This is a genomic window from Bacillus sp. ISL-4, from assembly GCF_018613275.1.
Classification (GTDB): domain Bacteria; phylum Bacillota; class Bacilli; order Bacillales; family DSM-1321; genus Peribacillus; species Peribacillus simplex_E.
Genome location: NZ_JAGGQN010000009.1, coordinates 1 through 18727 on the forward strand (window position 1 = coordinate 1; position 18727 = coordinate 18727).

20 protein-coding genes are annotated in these 18727 nt (G+C 40.6%); 5 read left to right on the top strand and 15 right to left on the bottom strand.

Features of this window, described 5'->3' with window-relative positions; translation table 11 throughout:
• Window positions 1-109 precede the first annotated feature (109 nt).
• Window positions 110-490, top strand: a complete 381-nt coding sequence (locus tag J7J00_RS05685; RefSeq protein WP_214788594.1) for a hypothetical protein — start codon at window positions 110-112, stop codon at window positions 488-490.
• A 184-nt stretch (window positions 491-674) separates the two neighbouring features.
• On the opposite strand, the gene J7J00_RS05690 is transcribed toward J7J00_RS05685, so the two are convergent.
• The 9 genes from J7J00_RS05690 to J7J00_RS05730 form a co-directional block, all read right to left on the bottom strand.
• On the bottom strand, window positions 675-2051 hold the full coding sequence (locus J7J00_RS05690) for an NAD(P)-binding domain-containing protein (RefSeq protein ID WP_214788597.1): 1377 nt from the start codon (window positions 2049-2051) through the stop codon (window positions 675-677).
• A gap of 79 nt (window positions 2052-2130) precedes the next feature.
• The gene (locus J7J00_RS05695) at window positions 2131-2586 is read right to left on the bottom strand and encodes a MarR family winged helix-turn-helix transcriptional regulator (RefSeq protein ID WP_214788600.1); all 456 of its coding nucleotides are present in this window, start codon (window positions 2584-2586) and stop codon (window positions 2131-2133) included.
• Window positions 2587-2875: 289 nt separating this feature from the next.
• A complete protein-coding gene (locus J7J00_RS05700) occupies window positions 2876-3361 on the bottom strand; it encodes an arsinothricin resistance N-acetyltransferase ArsN1 family A (RefSeq protein ID WP_214788603.1) in 486 nt (161 codons plus the stop codon).
• Window positions 3362-3516: 155 nt separating this feature from the next.
• The gene (locus J7J00_RS05705; RefSeq protein ID WP_214788606.1) at window positions 3517-4932 is read right to left on the bottom strand and encodes a SpoVR family protein; all 1416 of its coding nucleotides are present in this window, start codon (window positions 4930-4932) and stop codon (window positions 3517-3519) included.
• A gap of 162 nt (window positions 4933-5094) precedes the next feature.
• The gene (locus J7J00_RS05710) at window positions 5095-6174 is read right to left on the bottom strand and encodes a YkvI family membrane protein (RefSeq protein ID WP_214788609.1); all 1080 of its coding nucleotides are present in this window, start codon (window positions 6172-6174) and stop codon (window positions 5095-5097) included.
• A gap of 155 nt (window positions 6175-6329) precedes the next feature.
• On the bottom strand, window positions 6330-7439 hold the full coding sequence (gene menC / locus J7J00_RS05715; RefSeq protein ID WP_214788612.1) for an o-succinylbenzoate synthase: 1110 nt from the start codon (window positions 7437-7439) through the stop codon (window positions 6330-6332).
• Window positions 7436-8248 (bottom strand): GNAT family N-acetyltransferase, encoded by an 813-nt coding sequence (locus J7J00_RS05720; protein WP_214788614.1) that lies wholly within the window; start codon window positions 8246-8248, stop codon window positions 7436-7438. Before J7J00_RS05720 ends, menC begins: the two co-directional genes overlap by 4 nt.
• Window positions 8241-9395, bottom strand: a complete 1155-nt coding sequence (locus tag J7J00_RS05725) for a M20 peptidase aminoacylase family protein (RefSeq protein WP_214788616.1) — start codon at window positions 9393-9395, stop codon at window positions 8241-8243. The genes J7J00_RS05720 and J7J00_RS05725 overlap by 8 nt, the downstream gene beginning before the upstream one ends.
• Window positions 9396-9458: 63 nt before the next feature.
• Complete coding sequence (locus J7J00_RS05730) at window positions 9459-10301, bottom strand: MurR/RpiR family transcriptional regulator (protein ID WP_214788618.1); 843 nt, start codon at window positions 10299-10301, stop codon at window positions 9459-9461.
• A gap of 314 nt (window positions 10302-10615) precedes the next feature.
• Between J7J00_RS05730 and J7J00_RS05735 the strand changes: the two genes are divergently transcribed.
• Both J7J00_RS05735 and J7J00_RS05740 read left to right on the top strand, forming a co-directional pair.
• A complete protein-coding gene (locus tag J7J00_RS05735; RefSeq protein ID WP_214788620.1) occupies window positions 10616-10789 on the top strand; it encodes a hypothetical protein in 174 nt (57 codons plus the stop codon).
• An 89-nt stretch (window positions 10790-10878) separates the two neighbouring features.
• On the top strand, window positions 10879-11082 hold the full coding sequence (locus J7J00_RS05740) for a hypothetical protein (protein ID WP_214788622.1): 204 nt from the start codon (window positions 10879-10881) through the stop codon (window positions 11080-11082).
• A 95-nt stretch (window positions 11083-11177) separates the two neighbouring features.
• On the opposite strand, the gene J7J00_RS05745 is transcribed toward J7J00_RS05740, so the two are convergent.
• From J7J00_RS05745 to J7J00_RS05755, 3 genes are all read right to left on the bottom strand, one after another.
• The gene (locus tag J7J00_RS05745; protein WP_214788624.1) at window positions 11178-12059 is read right to left on the bottom strand and encodes a radical SAM/SPASM domain-containing protein; all 882 of its coding nucleotides are present in this window, start codon (window positions 12057-12059) and stop codon (window positions 11178-11180) included.
• Between the two features lie 242 nt (window positions 12060-12301).
• Entirely contained in the window at window positions 12302-12622 is a 321-nt protein-coding gene (locus tag J7J00_RS05750) for a DUF3889 domain-containing protein (RefSeq protein WP_214788626.1), read from the bottom strand.
• A gap of 50 nt (window positions 12623-12672) precedes the next feature.
• Entirely contained in the window at window positions 12673-13641 is a 969-nt protein-coding gene (locus tag J7J00_RS05755; RefSeq protein ID WP_214788629.1) for a M14 family zinc carboxypeptidase, read from the bottom strand.
• A 132-nt stretch (window positions 13642-13773) separates the two neighbouring features.
• Between J7J00_RS05755 and J7J00_RS05760 the strand changes: the two genes are divergently transcribed.
• A complete protein-coding gene (locus tag J7J00_RS05760) occupies window positions 13774-14016 on the top strand; it encodes a YhdB family protein (protein ID WP_048689737.1) in 243 nt (80 codons plus the stop codon).
• 131 nt (window positions 14017-14147) lie between these two features.
• On the opposite strand, the gene J7J00_RS05765 is transcribed toward J7J00_RS05760, so the two are convergent.
• The 3 genes from J7J00_RS05765 to J7J00_RS05775 all read right to left on the bottom strand — a co-directional run bounded on the left by J7J00_RS05765 (window position 14148) and on the right by J7J00_RS05775 (window position 18277).
• A complete protein-coding gene (locus J7J00_RS05765; RefSeq protein ID WP_076367619.1) occupies window positions 14148-14675 on the bottom strand; it encodes an NADPH-dependent FMN reductase in 528 nt (175 codons plus the stop codon).
• A gap of 169 nt (window positions 14676-14844) precedes the next feature.
• The gene (locus J7J00_RS05770) at window positions 14845-16575 is read right to left on the bottom strand and encodes a phospho-sugar mutase (protein WP_214788631.1); all 1731 of its coding nucleotides are present in this window, start codon (window positions 16573-16575) and stop codon (window positions 14845-14847) included.
• Window positions 16576-16729: 154 nt separating this feature from the next.
• A complete protein-coding gene (locus J7J00_RS05775; RefSeq protein ID WP_214788634.1) occupies window positions 16730-18277 on the bottom strand; it encodes a carbon-nitrogen hydrolase family protein in 1548 nt (515 codons plus the stop codon).
• A 202-nt stretch (window positions 18278-18479) separates the two neighbouring features.
• On the opposite strand from J7J00_RS05775, the gene J7J00_RS05780 reads away from it, so the two are divergent.
• Complete coding sequence (locus J7J00_RS05780) at window positions 18480-18692, top strand: hypothetical protein (protein ID WP_214788637.1); 213 nt, start codon at window positions 18480-18482, stop codon at window positions 18690-18692.
• Window positions 18693-18727 lie beyond the last annotated feature (35 nt).

Sequence of the window (18727 nt, forward strand, 5' to 3'; positions counted from 1 at the left end):
TAGAAGTTTCTTATGGAACTATCGGGGCAGGTTAGTTGAAAAAGGATACCTAATTCTGATATTTTGAGATAATCAAAAGGTATCTAGACTTTGAAGGTAAGGGTAAAAGATGAAGAAATATATTTCGATAAACTTAATTTTGTTTATTGTACTTTTGGCAGGAACCATACTTACGATATTTATAATATATAAGGATATTGATACTTCGCTATCTCATAAATTTATTATAGGATATGTAATTTATCTTCTTCTATATGGTTTGTTCTCAATATTTTTAGTTATTGCGAATACAAGGAAGTTAAATTGGATTCAAATAAGAAAAAGGTTTTTTACGTTTATTATTTGGTTTATTTCTTTAAGTGCTTTGCACTATCTTCTTTCTTACTTTTTTAGACGTTCAGAAATGGATGTTTGTGATTTAGTTATTCCTTTGGGTGTATCATTTGGATTGGCATTTTCTGATTTAATGTCTTGGAAAAAGAAAGAATAACGCATTGAAGTTTTTCTGATGATTAATGCCTTTTTGCCCTTTCACTAACGGGTGCGTTGCTTAATAGGGCCAAAGAAGACACAATAAGTAGTGGTCCGACTATCCAAAAATAATTTTATATTGCATCTCGAAATAAAAAGTATCAAATCAAAAGACCAGCCTGGTTTCAGACTGGTCTTTTGATTTATTCGCAACAAGAAGAATTGTTTTTAACTTCTAATCTCGCTAGAACGGGGCTGCCACAGCAAGAACCATCCTTAGTTTCAGTTGCTGGAGTATCAGAGTTGCATGAGCTAGAAGCCAGATTCACACTGCAAACTCCTGTTTCAGGGAGTTCCAAGTGTACTTCTTTTGCTCCCTCCACATCCCCTGTAAGATAAGCCACCACGGAACGGACTTGTTCGTAGCCTGTCGCCAGTAGGAATGTAGGTGCTCTTCCATAACTCTTCATGCCAACAATATAGAAGTTCTTTTCAGGGTGCCGTAATTCTTGTTCACCATGCGGTCGCACCGTTCCACAACTATGAATATTAGGGTCAATTAGTGGGGCAAGCGCTTCTATGCTTTCCACAGCTGAATCAAGGTTTATCCTTATTTCATTTAAAAAGGATGTATCGGGTCTGAAGCCCGTACTCACAACGATTTCATCGATCTCACCGAGTGTGAATTCTTCTCCGTTTAGTTCTCCCACCACCGTGATTTTACCGTTTGTTGGAGTAACTCCGTTAATATGAAAGGGAGTAAGAATATTGATTCGTCCAGATTCCACTAATTGCTGAATTCTTATGCCCAATTCTCCACGAGCTGCCAATCCATCGTTTTCTTGCCCACCGTACACTTCATGGATTTGTTTTTTACGAAGAACCCAGTAGATCTTGGTATTCGTAAATTTTTGCTGTAAGGTTGCCAGATCCAATAGGGCATTGATGGCAGAATGGCCGCTTCCAATCACCACGGTCGTTTTATTTTGATATCTGTCTTCTAGTTGTACGACGTTAGGGATGCCATAGTGGATTTGTTTGTGTAATTGTCTCTCCGCATTCGTCCAGATACCATTGGAAAGGATCGGGTTTGGATTGGTCCAAGTACCTGATGAATCAATCACTGCTTTCACTTCAATGACTGTTGTGTCACCATTCACTTCTACATACAGTTGAAAGGGAACAGTGTCCCGTTTTCCTGTTTTTAATTTATCGTGAGCCTTTTTGGCAACACCGACTACTTTTGCCTGCAACATAATCTTTTCTTTTATTTCTGGAAGGTTACTTAGCGGCTGAAGGTACTCTTCTACCAATTCGCGACCTGTCGGCAAAGCTTCTTCGTTTGGTGAAGCCCAACCAGACTTCTCCAGTAATTCCTTTGCTGCTTTATCGATGTTATATTGCCACGGAGAAAACATTCGAACGTGTCCCCACTCCAGCATGCTGGAACCAACCGAGGCGCCTGCTTCCAATACGATAAACTTCTCCCCTTTTTTTAGTAAATGAGCGGCAGCAGCAAGCCCCACAGGACCCCCGCCTATAATTGCTACGGGTAATGCATTTTTATCAAATTGAACCATCCTTGTTCCCTCCAGTTTTTCTTCATGAATCTTTCCCCATAAATAAGTTGTAATTTGCAAGTATTGCCGAAAAATTGTACTACCCCCAAGGAGTAGTACAACATACGGAAGACTTCAACATTCGATCATTAAGCAATGTCAGAGACCGCACGACGGATTCCTTTTCAAACTCATTCATCGTCTTGAAGATCTCATTCAAGTAATCATTCATTTGTTGATCGATGGTTTGATTGATTTTCACGCCTTCCTCGGTCAGAGAAAGGATAGAAATTCTCCTATCTTCTGCATCAGGAGTTTTTGTGACTAAATTCAATTTTATAAGGGATTGGATTTGTCGACTAAACGTCGTAATATCCGTTCCCAGGGTTTCTGCAATTTGCTGGATGGAAGCACGGTTTTGTCGGTTTATTTCATACAGGATATGGCTTTGAACGAGGGATATCTCAATTCCATCAGCGCTGCAACAATTTTTATTTAATAATCCAAAACGTCTTGTTAAGAGTTGGAAGAGACCTCTAAGGTTTTCATTTTCCATTACTTTCACCTCACTTTATTTATACGCTAATTATTTGCATTTTGCAACTATTTGATTCAACTATTGTTTCATTGATCCTTTTAGCTTGTTAAAAGCCGTCATGAAATTTTGGTGAGTTTACTCGCCGTAATAGCACGCTTCTCCTTTAAAAAAGTTTGTTTCGATGAATTCTTTTGCCTTTTCCAACCCTGGTTCACGAGAAGTTAAAGCAGTTTGAAATAGGCATCAAAATAACCAACAGACAATACGCTTGAATGGTTAACAGTTATAATCCCTACCCCTTTTTTATTTACAGTAATTTCTCCATAGCCATCACATCAACAAATTTCCCGTCTAAAATTCCTTGGCTCTTAAATACTCCCACTTCGCGATACCCCCGTTTTTTGTACAATCCTTGACCCATCTGGTTAAAGGGAAAAGTGAATAACACAATTTTATTGAAGTCATTTTCTTTTGCGAGCTTTTCTATTGATTGCAGCAATAAACCGCCAATCCCTTTTCCTCGATGATCTCGTGAGATATAAACGGATAAATCAGCCACCCCATTATAAGCATCGCGGCTGTTATATGGATTCAAGGAAGCCCATCCAGCGATTTCCCCTTCTTGGTCAGCGACAATTACCTTATATCGACCGCTGTGTTTGGCAAACCATTCCTTCATGTAGGTTTGGTCCTTCATCTCTGTTTCTAACGTGGCAACCCGATCCTCAATCCCTTGATTGTAAATTTCTTTGATGGAAACTATGTCCGTTTCCATCGCTTCACGAATGATCATGCCTTTCCCCTTCCGTTTGCCTAATGAGTTTTTTCCAAATTACATAACCGATTTATAACATTAATAGTTGCAAATCACAAGTATCAAGATTCTTTATAACGAATAATAGAGCTTGAAACAAGAAAACTGCCGAGTGATCGGCAGTTTTTTCTGCTTTATAAATATTTCCGGTGAATACCTTTTCCATCATAGGAAAACAGGACTTCTTTTCCTTCAATGACTGATTCCATATGAACGGAGCGGCCCCAGAGCTGATGGATATATGGCATGACTTTTTCGAGGTACTTCAGATCCAGTTCAATATCTTCATACCAATGTTTTAGATAAAGTTCCCCATTGCGCATGAAGTCCCCATCATTTACTGTGATATAAGGGAAACCGCCGTTAACCCTCATACTCACGAGTTGATCACGAACATGCTCCCATGCTTTATCGACGATTTTATAGTCTTTGCCCTGCTTTTGGAATAAGTACATATCCTCTCGCATGACCAGATCTTTCGTCAAATAATTGCGGAGAAAGGAAATATCCGATTCGATTTCCCTGACTTCGAACATCTTTTCCCGGCCAGATCCAGGCTTGACGCCCAGCTTGATCATTTCTTCAGTTGGATTATCATAGCGTTCTTCAATATCTTCAAGCACTTTCAATCCAAGATAATAAGGATTGATGCTGGTCCGTGATGGCTGAACGACGCCTGCGTTCAATTTTGCGAATTCAATGGCTTCCCCTGAAGATAGATCCAATTCACGGATTATGCGCTGATGCCAGTAGGATGCCCAGCCTTCGTTCATGATCTTCGTTTCCAGCTGCGGCCAGAAATACAGCATCTCTTCCCGGATCATCGTCATGATATCCCGTTGCCAATCGGCTAAATCCCTGCTGTACTGTTCTATGAAAAGCATAATATCCTTTTCAGGCCTTGGCGGGAATTTTTTTCTCTTTTTAATGTTCGATTGCTTCGGTTTATCCTTATTATCAAGGTTCCATAAATCATCGTATTGTGTGGCTGCCGGTTTTATTTCCTCTTCTTCTTCCTCATCTTCCATCGTCCAGGCAAGCTTCGGTCTCATCAGCGACGGATCGATATGTTCTTCAATGGCTAAAAGTGCATCGAGGAAGGTTTCCACTTCCTTTTTGCCATGCAGGATTTCATATTCACGGATTCTTTCTGCCGTTGCCGACATACTTTCTACCATATCTCTCTTAGTATTATTGAAACGTATATTATTCTTAAAGAAATCACAATGCGCCAAAACGTGGGCAACAATCAATTTATTTTGTACAAGTGAATTGGAGTCCAGCAGAAAAGCGTAACAAGGATCAGAGTTAATGACCAGTTCATAGATCTTACTTAATCCAAAGTCGTACTGCAGCTTCATTTTATGAAATTGCTTCCCAAAGCTCCAATGAGAAAAACGGGTCGGCATCCCATAGGCACCAAATGTATAAATGATTTCTGAAGGGCAAATTTCATAACGCATCGGGTAAAAATCCAACCCGAACCCCGTTGCTATTTCAGTAATTTCACTAATGGCATATTCCAGAGCCTTTTGCTCCGCTTCATTCATCCGATATCCCCCTTGTCTTCCGCCTTTAAACTAATGTATGAAAAAAAGGAGGAAAAATGCCGTGATCATGAGTAAAGGTCCTCGATAACAGAAAAAAACACCTCCATGAAGAAGATGTCAGGCCAAATGTTTCATGCAGTTCTGCACTCAATCCTATTGATATTAAAATTTCACTAATTCCGTATTCACAGCCTCTTTTTTCGTTTTTGAACGGATCCAGGAAATGATGAGCGCTGCTATGATAACAAAGCCTAAGTATCCTGTGATTGGGTATACCGTCCCAACCAATTGAATAAAGCCAACGAAACTTGCAAGAAAAGCGAGGATCCCGACCATGATCACGGATATTTTAAAGCGTTTCGTTTCGGCAGGCACCAACCTGGCGGTGAATGCATACAACATCCCGACAGCAGTATTATAAATCATTCCTAAAAGGATGATTGATAGGAGATATCCCAACCATGGAGAAATCTGATTCGCTAGATGAAGGGTAGGCATACCTGAGCTTTCTATGCCCTTCAAGTCGGACATCATCCCCAAATTGATCAAGAATAGCAAGATTCCCAATCCGATACCTCCTAGAATCCCTCCCATACCAGCCTCTTTCTTATTCTTGAAGGTCCCTCCCATTACGGCTAGCATGGCAATTCCGGCAGTCATATTATATGAAACATAAAGTAATGAACCCATCAACCAATTTCCGGTTGCAGCCGTTCCTTTACTTGAAGATGAAATGATTTGATTGAAACTTAGATCGGATGTGAAAAATGAATAACCTGATATAATGATCATGATAACAAATAAAAACGGTGTTACGGCACTTATGATGGACATAATTTTGTTAACATTAAGTAAAAGAGTACCAATCGTGAGCACCGTCATAACGATTGCACCAACTATACTTGGAATCCCGAATTGTTCTTCAAAAATAGTTCCGGAACCGGCAATCATGATGACTGTAACGCCAAACAAGAAAAATGTGATAATAATATCGACCACCCTGCCTATATAACGGCCACAAATATGATCGATGATGCTTTTATGGGAGCGTGTTTGGAGAGTGCTCCCCAATTGAGTAACTTGCATGCCTAAAAACGCGAATAAAGCTGTTGCCACCAAAATTCCCAATACACTGTAGATTCCAAAACTCGTGAAGAACTGTAATACTTCTTGTCCTGAAGCGAAACCTGCTCCAATGATGATTCCAATATATGCACCTGCAAGATTTACACTGTTTTTCATATCACATACCACCTTAATTATATGATTATTCTGACAATTAAAGTTAAAAGAAATATCTTCCCTTTCATCATTATCCTGTTCTACAATCCCCTCCCAGCTTCAAGTTAACGGGCCGAAGCTGGGAGGCACTTTTATTTACAACTCTTGTACATTTATCATTTGGTATATCTTTTACTATAGGAAGTGAATTCATCGACCGCAGCGTAATCTACTTCATAGCCAATGCCCGCCGCCTTTGGAACGGTTATGACTCCATCTTCCACTGTAACCTCCGGTTGGATGATGTCTTTATGCCAATAATTCGCGGATGCTGCCGTATCGCCAGGCATCGTGAAGTTATCAAGTGTTGTCAATGCGATATTATGGGCACGCCCCACACCAGATTCCAACATGCCTCCGCACCAAACCGGTACATCCCTTTCTTTACATAATTCATGTATTTTCATTGCTTCCGTTAAACCGCCAACCCTGCCGATCTTAATATTAATGATTTTACAGCTTCCCAATTCAAGGGCTTTTCTTGCATCTTCCACGGAATGTATACTTTCATCCAAGCAAATCGGTGTTTTGATTTCCGCTTGTAATGTGGCATGATCGACAATATCATCTGATGACAAAGGCTGCTCGATCATCATTAAATCAAATTGATCAAGCTGTTTCAGTAATTCGATGTCTTTCAGACGGTAAGCGGAGTTTGCATCTGCCATGATCGGGACATCGGGATATCGATTGCGCACTTCCCGGATTACATTTACATCCCAACCTGGTTGGATTTTCATTTTTATTCTTTTATACCCATCCTTCAATCCAGCTTCTATCTTCGCCAGTAATTCAGGTACCGTTTTTTGGATGCCGATACTGATCCCAACATCGATTTTTTCCAGTTCTCCGCCTAAAGCCATACTTAATGGGATATTATTTTCTTTCGCGTATAAATCCCAGATGGCTCCCTCGATTGCCGATTTTGCCATATTATTCTTACGAATATGCGAGAACATATCCGATACATCACGGGGATGCTCTATTTCTTTATCCAATACAAGCGGTATCAGGAAATCCTCCAGCATGGCCCAATTGGTTTTTATGGTTTCTTCGTTATACCAAGGTGCTGAAAACGCCACAGATTCAGCCCAACCTGAAAGCCCCTCTCCATTTTTCACTTCCACAAGAATGAACTCCTTATCCACAAACGTTCCAAAGCTAGTTGTAAAGGGAGCTACCAAATCCATATTTAAATGACGTAAACGCACTTCTGTTATTTTCATCCCGATTCCCCTCTTATTCTTGTTTTTTTTAATAAATAGTTTTGAATATTTCCACCTTGTTCCCGTTCAATCCCTGCTGCAACATAACCTTTGGCAAAAAGCGTTTTGAATAATTCACCGGTTTTTAACCGCCAATCAATCGCAAGGCTGAGATCAGCTTTTTTGATTTGTTGAATATCTGTCGGAATGGGTATGGCAATCATCTCTGCATTGGTTTCAAAATGATAATCCTTGATGTAAGGAAAGCCTTGGTCATTCATTCCTGTCGTTACGATGTGTATGGCTTTATCTGGAAGCGGAGTCTCTTCCTTTGCTTCCTGCCGTATATTCCATTCCACCATGAATCGATCAGTGGACAATCCTTCATTGAGGGTATCCTTCATATTTCCATAACAATCATCCATATACGTAGAGCAAACAGCTTTTAGCTTACCGATGTTCAAGTTTGCATTCACACTTTCCAATGGATCATACGTCCATGTGATCAAGTCGTAACCTTTTTTGAGTGCTTCTTCTTTTTGTGCAAGTTTAAGTAATTTGCCGTAGCCCTTCTTTTGATGGGCAGGATGGATTGCTAACATATGTGAACAAAGATATGCCCTTCCGTCCTTGAATCCCGGGAAACTGTATTGAAACCCGACTAACTGACCATTGATGTAGCCGCCTAAAACAAGCCCGCCGTTTTTGACTGCCGTAATCGTCTGATGGATGGGAACGCAATCCATGCCCCATACAAGAACTTCCAGTCGCTGCACTTCTTGTAAATCCTCAAGTGTTGATAGGGATTTAATGATAAATTCATCACTCATGTAAGTGTCCCCCCTCCCCATATTTCTCGAAAGTCAGTATGATGGCTTTGGTCAGGATTTCAATCCCCGATAACAAAGCATCTTTGTTGAACGTCATTTTCGGATGATGAAGCCCTGGTGCCAAATCACAGCCCAATCCAAGCATCGTCGCTTTAAGTTCAGGTCTTTTCAACGTATAAAAATGAAAATCCTCTCCTCCTGTCGTAATGACAGGCGCTACCAGATTTTCTTCCCCGAGTGTATCGGCTATCGCTTCAGCCATTATTTCCTGGGCTTGATCGTTCACGGTTGCTGCGGCAACATTGGTTCCCGGTTCGAGTTTCACTTCAACTCCATGGACAATGGCCAAAGATTCTGCAACCTTTTCCACCTTTTTGGTGAGCTCTTCCATCATTGCATTATCCTGTGCCCGTAAATCCAATGAAAAAGTGGCTCTCCCAGGGATGATATTGGAGCTTTCTCCTCCAGCAAAAAACTGCGTCATTTTTGCCGAATAAGGGATGGATGGATTGAGATGGATACCATTTAACAAAGTGATGAATGCTGCTCCTATCTCGATGGCATTTTGCCCTTGATGCGGTCTGGCTCCATGTGCATCGGTCCCCGCTATTTCTCCTTTAATGAATTGAGCGGCACCATGGACAATGGCTGGCGCCGCTTGCCCATCCTTTACTTCCTCAACCGGTCTTAAGTGCACCCCATAAAGGAAATCGACATCATCCAATACTTTTTCTTCAATCATCTTCAAGGCGCCCGTACCTTTTTCTTCAGCAGGCTGAAAAATGAATTTCAGTTTGCCTCTTGGATGAAAGTCCATTTCTTTCAATAACAGGAATACTCCAAGTGCCAAGGTCATATGCCCATCGTGTCCACAGGAATGATTGGCTTGAAACGTCCCATCCACCTCCTGCCAAAGTGCATCGATATCCGATCGTAACCCTACCGTGAAATTCCCATCCCCGATTTCCCCAACCACTCCTGTACAGTCCTTGAATGTTTTCACCGTACACTGATTTTCCGTCAAAATATTTGAAATGAAAGCTGTCGTATTCACTTCATTCCAACTCGTTTCAGGATGTGCGTGTAAATGGTCAAAGATCTCGAGAATACGAGGCCTTAATTTTTCGATAGACTGTGTGATATCCATTTCTGTCTCCCCCTTGTATCCCGGTTTAATCGGCTTGTTCACCGAACTGATGGAAATTTAATCTCAAAAGAAAAATTCATCTTGATTGAACGCATCATATATAGCTTTTCTTTCTTTGAAACCCTGTTCATCCTTAATCGATACACCAGCTACTAAACTATTCAATAGTGAGAATAACACCGGTGCCGTATCGATAGTGGAGGTCCTAGGTGTTGAAATGGGCAATAATATGTCAGCGAATTCAGCAATTGGAGCCAGTTCAGAATCCGTAACACCAATTACAAATGCACCCGCTTTTTTGGCCATTTCCGTGATTTTCACCGTCTCTTTAACATAGCGGTGAAAAGAGATGGCTACAAAAACGGAATTTTCAGTCATTTTATTCAACAGTAAAAAAATATCATCTGTATCAGGCCTATATAAATGGACCTCTTCCCTAACAAGCCTCATCGTAAAGGTTAACCAATGTGCTGCTGAAAATGATAACCGGTGTCCGGATATCAAAACATTGTCAGCTGCCACCAATTTATCAACTGTTTTGGAGAAATCTTCATTTGATAAATTTTTCATTGTCTTTTCGATGCTGATGATATCTTGCCCCATCACCTGAGCCATGAAGTTTGGCTGATTCGCGGCTTCAAGTTTTGAAGAATGATATTCATTCAAACTGCTGCTCTCGTATATCAACTGATTGCGAATAAGTTTTTGAAGTTCCGCATATCCACTTAACCCTAATGAATAGCAAAAGCGGATGATGGTCGTTTCACTCACCCCTATATCTTTTCCGAGCTCTTGAGCTGAAGTGACTGCAAATGTATGTGAATGCACTAACAAGTATTTTGCTACCTTTTTTTGACCAGTGGATAAACCAGGGAATACTTCTTTAACTTTTTGCTGTAAAACCATAAAACATCCCCTCTGAAGCAAGATATGAATCCAATACTTTTTATATGACAATATGAAGTTTTCACTTCATCAATAATAGAGAGTATTCTATCACGGGACTTCCAAAAAAACAATAATATTCTGAATTTTTAATAAAGAAGAAGGGGCAATATCATTTAATCACACAAAAAAACCACGAAGATGGACTCCGTGGTTCAGTTTGGCGACAAAATGGTGTTCGGAGTCCGAATAGTGAGGTGAAGGTCAAAAAAATTCGTGTACGGTCGAATATAGTGCCTCAACGGTCTAATAATGTGCGGGGTGGGTCGAATATAGTGCGTGTACGGTCGAATATAGTGCTCCGGCCTTTATGGTTTATTACTATAATCCTCATTGGATTGAAGAAATTTGCCGACACTCCTGCCGAATTACTGGCTAGCCGAGACACCACAGGCGCTTGCTTTGATGCGGCTTGGCAGACAGTCGGCGGAAAGGGGGCGGATTTCTGAAATCAACTGAACTTTTTAAATAAAAAACTGCAGGCAAACTGAGTTTTCATAGAGTTTACCTACAGTCCGAAACCACGAAGATGGACTTCGTGATTTCAGTTTGGCGACAAAATGGTGAACGGTCGAATATAGTGCTCCGGCCTTTATGGTTTATTACTCTAATCCTCATTGGATTGAAGAAATTTGCGACACTCCTGCCGAATTACTGGCTAGCCGAGACACCACAGGCGCTTGCTTTGATGCGGCTTGGCAGACAGTCGGCGGAAAGGGAGCGGATTTCTGAAATCAACTGAACTTTTTAAATAAAAAACTGCAGGCAAACTGAGTTTTCATAGAGTTTGCCTACAGTCTGAAACCACGAAGATGGTCTCCGTGATTTTTCTTAACCTTATTTTTTATGACGCTTTGCATAGCCACAGCGTTTACATAATTCTTCAACTGCACATCTTCTTGAAAAACCATCAAACATATTTTTCGCACGTTCACCATTTAAAATGTCTTCAAGTGATGTTTCAAATATATTTCCAAGCGGTATTTTCCCTTCACTATCCAAGCAACAAGGTACCACTGTACCATCCACCAAGATGCCTAACTGATCTCTAAGAGCATAGCAGAAAATATTTTCATCGATAATGTCACGGTCCAATTCCGGCCACTCGAATTTTTCGGCCATGTTTATATAAACCCGGTCCTTCAACTTAATATTATTCTTTTGCTGAAGAGCTTCACTTAAGCGGATGTCCAATGAAAGCTTCTCCTCCAGCATGCTAAGAATATCGTCGTTCAAACCATTACTCGCTTTTAATTCAGCCGTATCCATATTCCATAAACGGATGGCACAAATCACTTCACTTTTTTCATTTGCTTCATTTATGAAATCGGCAATATTACTGACATAAGAATCAAGACTATTGCTCGTATCGTTTGCCTCAAAGCTATGAAGTGAAATATTCACCTGCCGAAGGGCTTTTTTGGAGAGCAGCTTGTCTTTGACCTTTTGAATCAAAGTACCGTTCGTTGTAATATTAACCTTCAGGTCATTTTCAGCACTGATATCCAGGAATGTACCCAAATTTTTATTTAAAAATGGTTCACCCATCAGATGAAAATAAATATGATCGGTGTGTGGTTTGATTTTCTTGATTACATCCGTAAACCCTTCCGGATCCATGAATTTCAGGGTCCTTTGCAAGCTGGAACTTGGACAAAAATTACACTTCAAATTACATATATTCGTAATTTCCACATAAACTTTCTTAAACTTTCTCATTTTCTAATACCCCTACAATCAAGCTTATTGTTTCAATCTGATACTAACTATACTGGTTAGATGCTCATAAATGCAATGAAAACTTCATGGCAGCTGAACGGATGTGAATCACTTTCCATTGGCAACTAATCCGGTATCCACCATTTTCCCAACGACCTATAAAAGAAATCAGAAAAAAACATCTTCTCGAGGTGAAGATGTCCGGTAAGATGCATCCCTTGAATTTTCCGTTTGTTCTGAGCTCACTTTCCTTTTTGCTCCGTGACCTTCAAACTAAGTAATTTTTCATTTTTCAAATCATGTTGTACGGTCACGATGACATTGAACTGCTGACCTTTATCATCGACCAAAAATCTGAAATTGTCTTCGACGAGATCTTTCGATACAGTTTTTCTGCCCTTATATTCGTAATCGTTAATCTCAACTTCAGGATAATCTGCCTGCAAAACAGTAATTGCAATCTTTCCGTATTTTTCGTAATCGGGTTTTTGGGCCTGTGCTGAAATGGCCCCTGTTTGTATGATCAAGAAAAACCCCATTAGCATCACGATGACTTTTTTCAAAATCTTTTCCTCCTCATACTTTCCGCTTACTATTATTATGTAAAAATTGTTCAGTTGTTATGCAGCTGCTTCGCTTCATTTACAAGCATGATTCCAACTAATCGATTCCTCTCCCATTCCTCAGGAAACACAGTCAACGGCGGATTGGTTTCATCCACTAAATAACTAAGTTCGATCGTCATTCCCGGGCGGCGGAATTCGGTTATGAACCAATCCGTAAATCCGCTTCCTACCGCTTCTTTTTCCGGAAAGGTCAGTTCATACCCAGTCAATTCGGCAGTCTTTTTGGCAATCCCATAATCCCTCGCCATATTTTTCCGTTTATTTTTGTAATGCCAAAAGATTTCCCTTCCTGAGGTATGGTAGGAAACAGCAATAAGGGGATCGACCTCCTTCGTGAAATCCGTAAGCGCTATTACTTCAGCTGCTTCTAATGGTTTTCCGCCTTTATAAAATTGATACGTTGGTTTTGTTTCATCACTCATGACTTCTTTCCATCCAGCCGAATACTGCCTATTTAAATCAATGCCTTTGGCGTTGGCTTTCCACCGGGACCAATTCCTGCTAAATCGGTTCATTTTCCATACTGCAGCCTTTTCAAAAACATTTAAGTTGGAGAGATCTCCTTGCTGGATGCTTACTCCATCTGGATTCAGCATCGGGATAAACCAGATGCTCACTTCATCCAATGATTTCGTCCGGTATTCTCCAACAGGTTTGCCCGCTCGATAGGCGGCTGCATACTCTTCAAGCATGCGCATTAAAAGTATGGAACTGAGCCATTCCCGTCCATGATGTGATCCCACCAGCAAAATCGATCTTTTTCCTTTCCCTAATTTGACTGCCTTTATATCTTTCCCTTTTTCAGTTTGCCCGATTATTTTAACGTCCAATTCATACTGCTTTTGGATTCGTTGCAAATCCATTTCCATCTGTTCAGGGGAATACACTTCTGCCGCCAGCGATGGTTCAGGGAAAAAAAGCAGCACCAATATTCCAATTATCATTATTTTTCTCATGTACTCACCTTTTATTTTTATTCAGGAAAAAAGCAACAACCGCGGTCCAAATACATCGCCACTTATTGTAAGGAAATGTTCTGTCATATCTGAACAAAATACAAATAGCTCCTTATTAAGGGGGAGAAGAACATGAGGATTGCGGATTATGATCAGGCATTGTTTCACACACACCGTTCTGATTGGGACAGCTTGTTAGTATTGATGGTTCGAACGAAAGATCACTTTCTTTCGAAAAAAATAGAACATTTTTTACACGCTTACAGGTTTGAGCATGATTATCAAATCGTTCAATCCCAGCTGTATGCACTGCTTCGCTATCTGGATCATGCGGCAGAAAAAACAAGTGATTATTTAAGTGAGCTTCCAAGCTAAAACTAACTATAGTTTTTGCAAAACGGGAAAATTTATACAAGAGGATTAATTTTCGGGGATATAACTTTGGCTGGTGAAACCCTATAAAAACAAGGAAGGGTCAGGTATTTAAATACCTGACCCCCATTTCATTATTTTTTCATTGCAGTATATGCAGTTGCATACATTTTAAGCTCTTCAATCATACCTTCTACAAGTACAGCAGACTCTTCAAATAAACCATCATTTTCGTAATCGAAGCAATGTGGATCCAATACCAATTGTTTAGCGATCACATTTGCATAAAGGCTTCGACCCACTGTCCTCATGGAATTCAAGGCGTTGATTCCGCCTTTACCTCCGCCGGAGACAGCCAATAGTGCAACTGGTTTATGCGTGAATTGCTCACTGCTTAGAAAATCCAAGGCATTTTTCAAGGCTCCGCTCATGGAACCATGATATTCCGGAGTGGTCAGAATTACGCCATCAGCTTCCTCGATGCTTTTCCGAAGACCTTGAATCACATCCAATTGATATTGCTCACCTTCACCTGAATATAAAGGGATTTCACTATTGCTTAAATCAATAAGTTCCGCTCCGTATTTCTTGGATATGTAGCGTGAGGCTATCCCCGTACGCCCTTGTTTACGTGGTGAACCATTAATGATTACTAATTTCATGAATTTATACCTCCATTATTTCCCGATGTTTTCCGAGATCAGTCGCCAATACAGTATACCAAAACGGAAACGGAATTTCCTAGAATTTTGATCATTCATGCTGTTAAAAATTTGCCATCACAAAAAAAACGAAAGACCGAAGAAGGTCTTTCGTTTAGCTTTCATACATTTAAACTAACGCCTCAATCTTGCTCATGAAATCTTCCATGACTCCCGATAACTTGGACTCAGCTTCTGGCATTGATTTACCTTGGACTCCGAAATAGAATTTAATTTTCGGTTCAGTGCCAGAAGGACGAAGGCAAACCCATGTACCATCTTCAAGGAAATACTTCAATACATTTGATTTCGGAAGCTCGATCAATTCTTCATTATTTGAAAGTAATGTACGCTTTTTGCTGCGTTGATAATCTTCTTCAGAAACTACTGGAATGCCAGCTATTCGGGAAGGAGGATTTTGACGGAATTGATTCAATATTCCAGAAATCTGTTTCGCTCCCTCAATGCCCTTTAAAGTCAATGAACGCAACCCTTCCAAGTAAAAGCCGTATTTTTCAAACACATTCAGTAACCCTTCATATAGTGTCAATCCCTGCTTTTTATAATGAGCACAGACTTCAACAGCCAGCACTGCGGCTTGAATGGCATCCTTATCACGTGCAAAGTCTTTAATCAAGTAACCGTAGCTTTCTTCATAGCCAAACAAAAAGCTATTTTCCCCGCTTACCTGATACTGATTTATTTTCTCGGCGATGAACTTAAACCCGGTAAGTACATCAACCGTTTTCAAGCCATATGACTCGGCAATCGCCCGCCCGATTTCTGAAGTGACGATTGTTTTTAAGACGACTCCATTTTGAGGTATCTTCCCTTTTTCTTTTTTCTGGGACAGTAAATAGTCCAGGAAAAGTGCACCTGTTTGATTTCCAGTCAGGACAACATATTGACCTACCTCGTTTTTCACGGCAATTCCAAGCCGATCGGCATCTGGGTCCGTTGCTATCAATAAGTCCGCTTCCACTTTGTTTCCAAGTTCGATGGCCATTTCAAATGCAGCTGGTTCCTCCGGATTTGGTGACTTAACTGTCGAAAAATCCGGATCTGGCAATTCCTGCTCCTTAACGATATGCAAATTTTGATACCCTAAGCTTTGCAGTGCCCGCCTGACGGATTTATTGGCCGTTCCATGAAGCGGTGTAAAGACAATTGACACATCTATTTCCTCGGCAAGCTGCGGATTCTCGGGAACTGTGAGCAACTCACGATTATATGCCGCATCCAATTCCTCCCCGACCATTTCGATGAGGCCCGTCCCTTTAAGGACTTCAGCTTCTTCAATTTGAATTTCCAACTCATTTTCAATGGCATTCACGTAGCTGATCACTTGATCGGCCGCTTCCGGTGGCAATTGTGCCCCATCTGGTCCATAAACCTTGTAACCATTATATTCAGGCGGATTGTGGCTTGCCGTGATGACGATTCCAGCAAAAGCATTCAGCTCACGAACCGCAAATGACAATTCCGGAGTCGGACGCAATTCATCGAATAAATAAGCCTTCACCCCAAATGTAGCCAAGGTCTTAGCTGCTTCGAGTGCAAATTCCGGGGACTTATGTCTCGAATCATAAGCGATCACAGCCCCTCTTCCTTTTGCTTCTTCCCCAAACGAAGAGATATATTGAGCCAACCCAACCGTAGCCTTCCTTACAGTGTAAAGATTCATCCGGTTCGTTCCCACTCCGATTTCCCCACGCATTCCGCCTGTTCCAAATTCTAAATTTTTATAAAAGGCATCTTCGAGTTTTGCTTCATCCCGCTGCATTTCCTCAAGGAGGACACGTAATTCCCCATTTAAATTCTGGTACCCTGACCAAGTGGTGTATAAAGATTTCCAGTCCATCTCCAACATCTCCTCCCAAACGCCTTATTTGTAATTATTATGTATCTGCCTTACATATACAAAATTATCATATTTATTCCAATAAATGAAGTAAAGGCTCGTAATGAAAAGAACCAAATCTAGCGTTCTTCACATCACGAGCTCTTTTACCTCTTTATTTTTCGCCATCTTTGTAATGCAGATTGTATATATCATGGCGGCGATCTTTCAATTGCCTTACAGTACCAGACTGACGCTCCCGCCTTAAGATCTCCAAATCAACATCGCCAATCAGGACCATCTCAAGGTTCGGGCTGGTTTCCCCAACTATGCCGTCACGCGCAAATTCGAAATCCGATGGAGCGAAGATTCCCGATTGGGCATACTGAATATCCATATTTTCCGTTTGCGGAAGATTCCCGACCGTTCCGGAAATGACGGTATAAATTTGGTTTTCCACAGCACGGGCCTGGGCACAGTAACGAACTCGCAGGTAGCCTTGCCTGTCTTCTGTACAAAATGGAGTGAATATGATTTTGGCTCCCATGTCGGTAGCAATCCGGGCGAGTTCCGGAAACTCAATATCATAACAAATTTGTATGGCGATTTTTCCACAGTCCGTATCAAAGACTCGAACGCGGTCACCTGCGTTAATACCCCACCATTTTCTTTCATTTGGTGTGATATGAATTTTATATTGCTTTTCAATCGTCCCATCGCGCCGGAATAAATAAGCGATATTATAAATATTGTCATCATCTTCTTTTACGAAATGGGAACCGCCGATGATATTGATGTTATACCTTACAGCTAAAGTGGTAAACAATTCAATGTACTGCTCCGTGAAATCCGACAGTTTCCGTACAGCCAAGCTTGGTGATCTTTCATTCAAGAAAGACATCAGCTGGGTGGTGAATAATTCCGGGAACACGGCGAAATCCGCATTAGCATCCGAAGCAACGTCGGTGAAATACTCGACTTGGTTAGCGAAGTCTTCGAATGAATCGATTTTACGCAGCATGTATTGCACGACGCAGATCCTTACCGGTTCTGATGTTTTATAATAACGTTTTGTTTTCGGTTGATAATCGACGTTATTCCACTCCATGAGCGTAGCATACTTATTCGATTGCAGATCATCCGGCAAATAATTAGGATTGATCCTCATAAGCGTGAACCCATTTAAAAGCTGGAACGAAAGAACCGGATCATATATTTTATGCAATTGAACTTCTTTCACATATTCCCTTGGTAACAGTTCATCCGCATGTTTATGATAATTGGGGATCCTGCCGCCGATAATGATGCTTTTTAAATTCAAATGGGCAACAAGTTCTTTCCTTGAATCATATAGTCTTTGACCAATTTTCATCCTGCGGAATTTAGGATGGACCATGACCTCGATCCCATATAAATTATAACCGTCCGGATTATGATTCGTGATATATCCATTATCTGTTACATCATCCCATGTATGTCGGTCATCATATTCGTCAAAATTAATAATGAGACTGGAACATGAGCCAATCACTTTTCCATCATATTCAGCCACAAACTGTCCTTCTGGAAAAATTGCCAGATGACTCTCAAGCTGTTCTCGCTTCCAGGGAACCATTCCAGGAAAGCAACTCGACTGCAAAGCAATTATTTCATCTATGTCTCCTAGCCTCATATTACGTATTTCCATTATTTTTTCATATTTATGCAGGTCCAAATTAGGCATTTTCCTCAGACTCCTTTAATCTCTTCCATAAGAATTATACCCCTTATTCAAAAATTAAAACAACTGAGCCTACCCATGGATTTCAAAATTGCATGGATAAAAGCCAATCTTAATGTCCGTTAAAAAGAATATATATTTTACAGACCCCGTCCATACATACTATACTTTTCATGAGAGCAAAAAGAGATGGGGAAGAGGAACCATGAACAAGACTATTTTCAATGGGGAAAACTTATTAACTGTAGCCTTGGCTGCTCCATCATTGCTATGTTTGGAAGTTTTTATTTCTCTGAAATTAAGCAAAATGAACCGTTTGCGCTCTGTTGGTATCAGCGGATCATCACGGATCCTTTTACAATCATTTAAGGAATTGCAATCATTCGAAAAAATCATTGGATTTGCTTTTATACCATGATAGTAACAGCCATCGGTGCATATATTTCCACATAT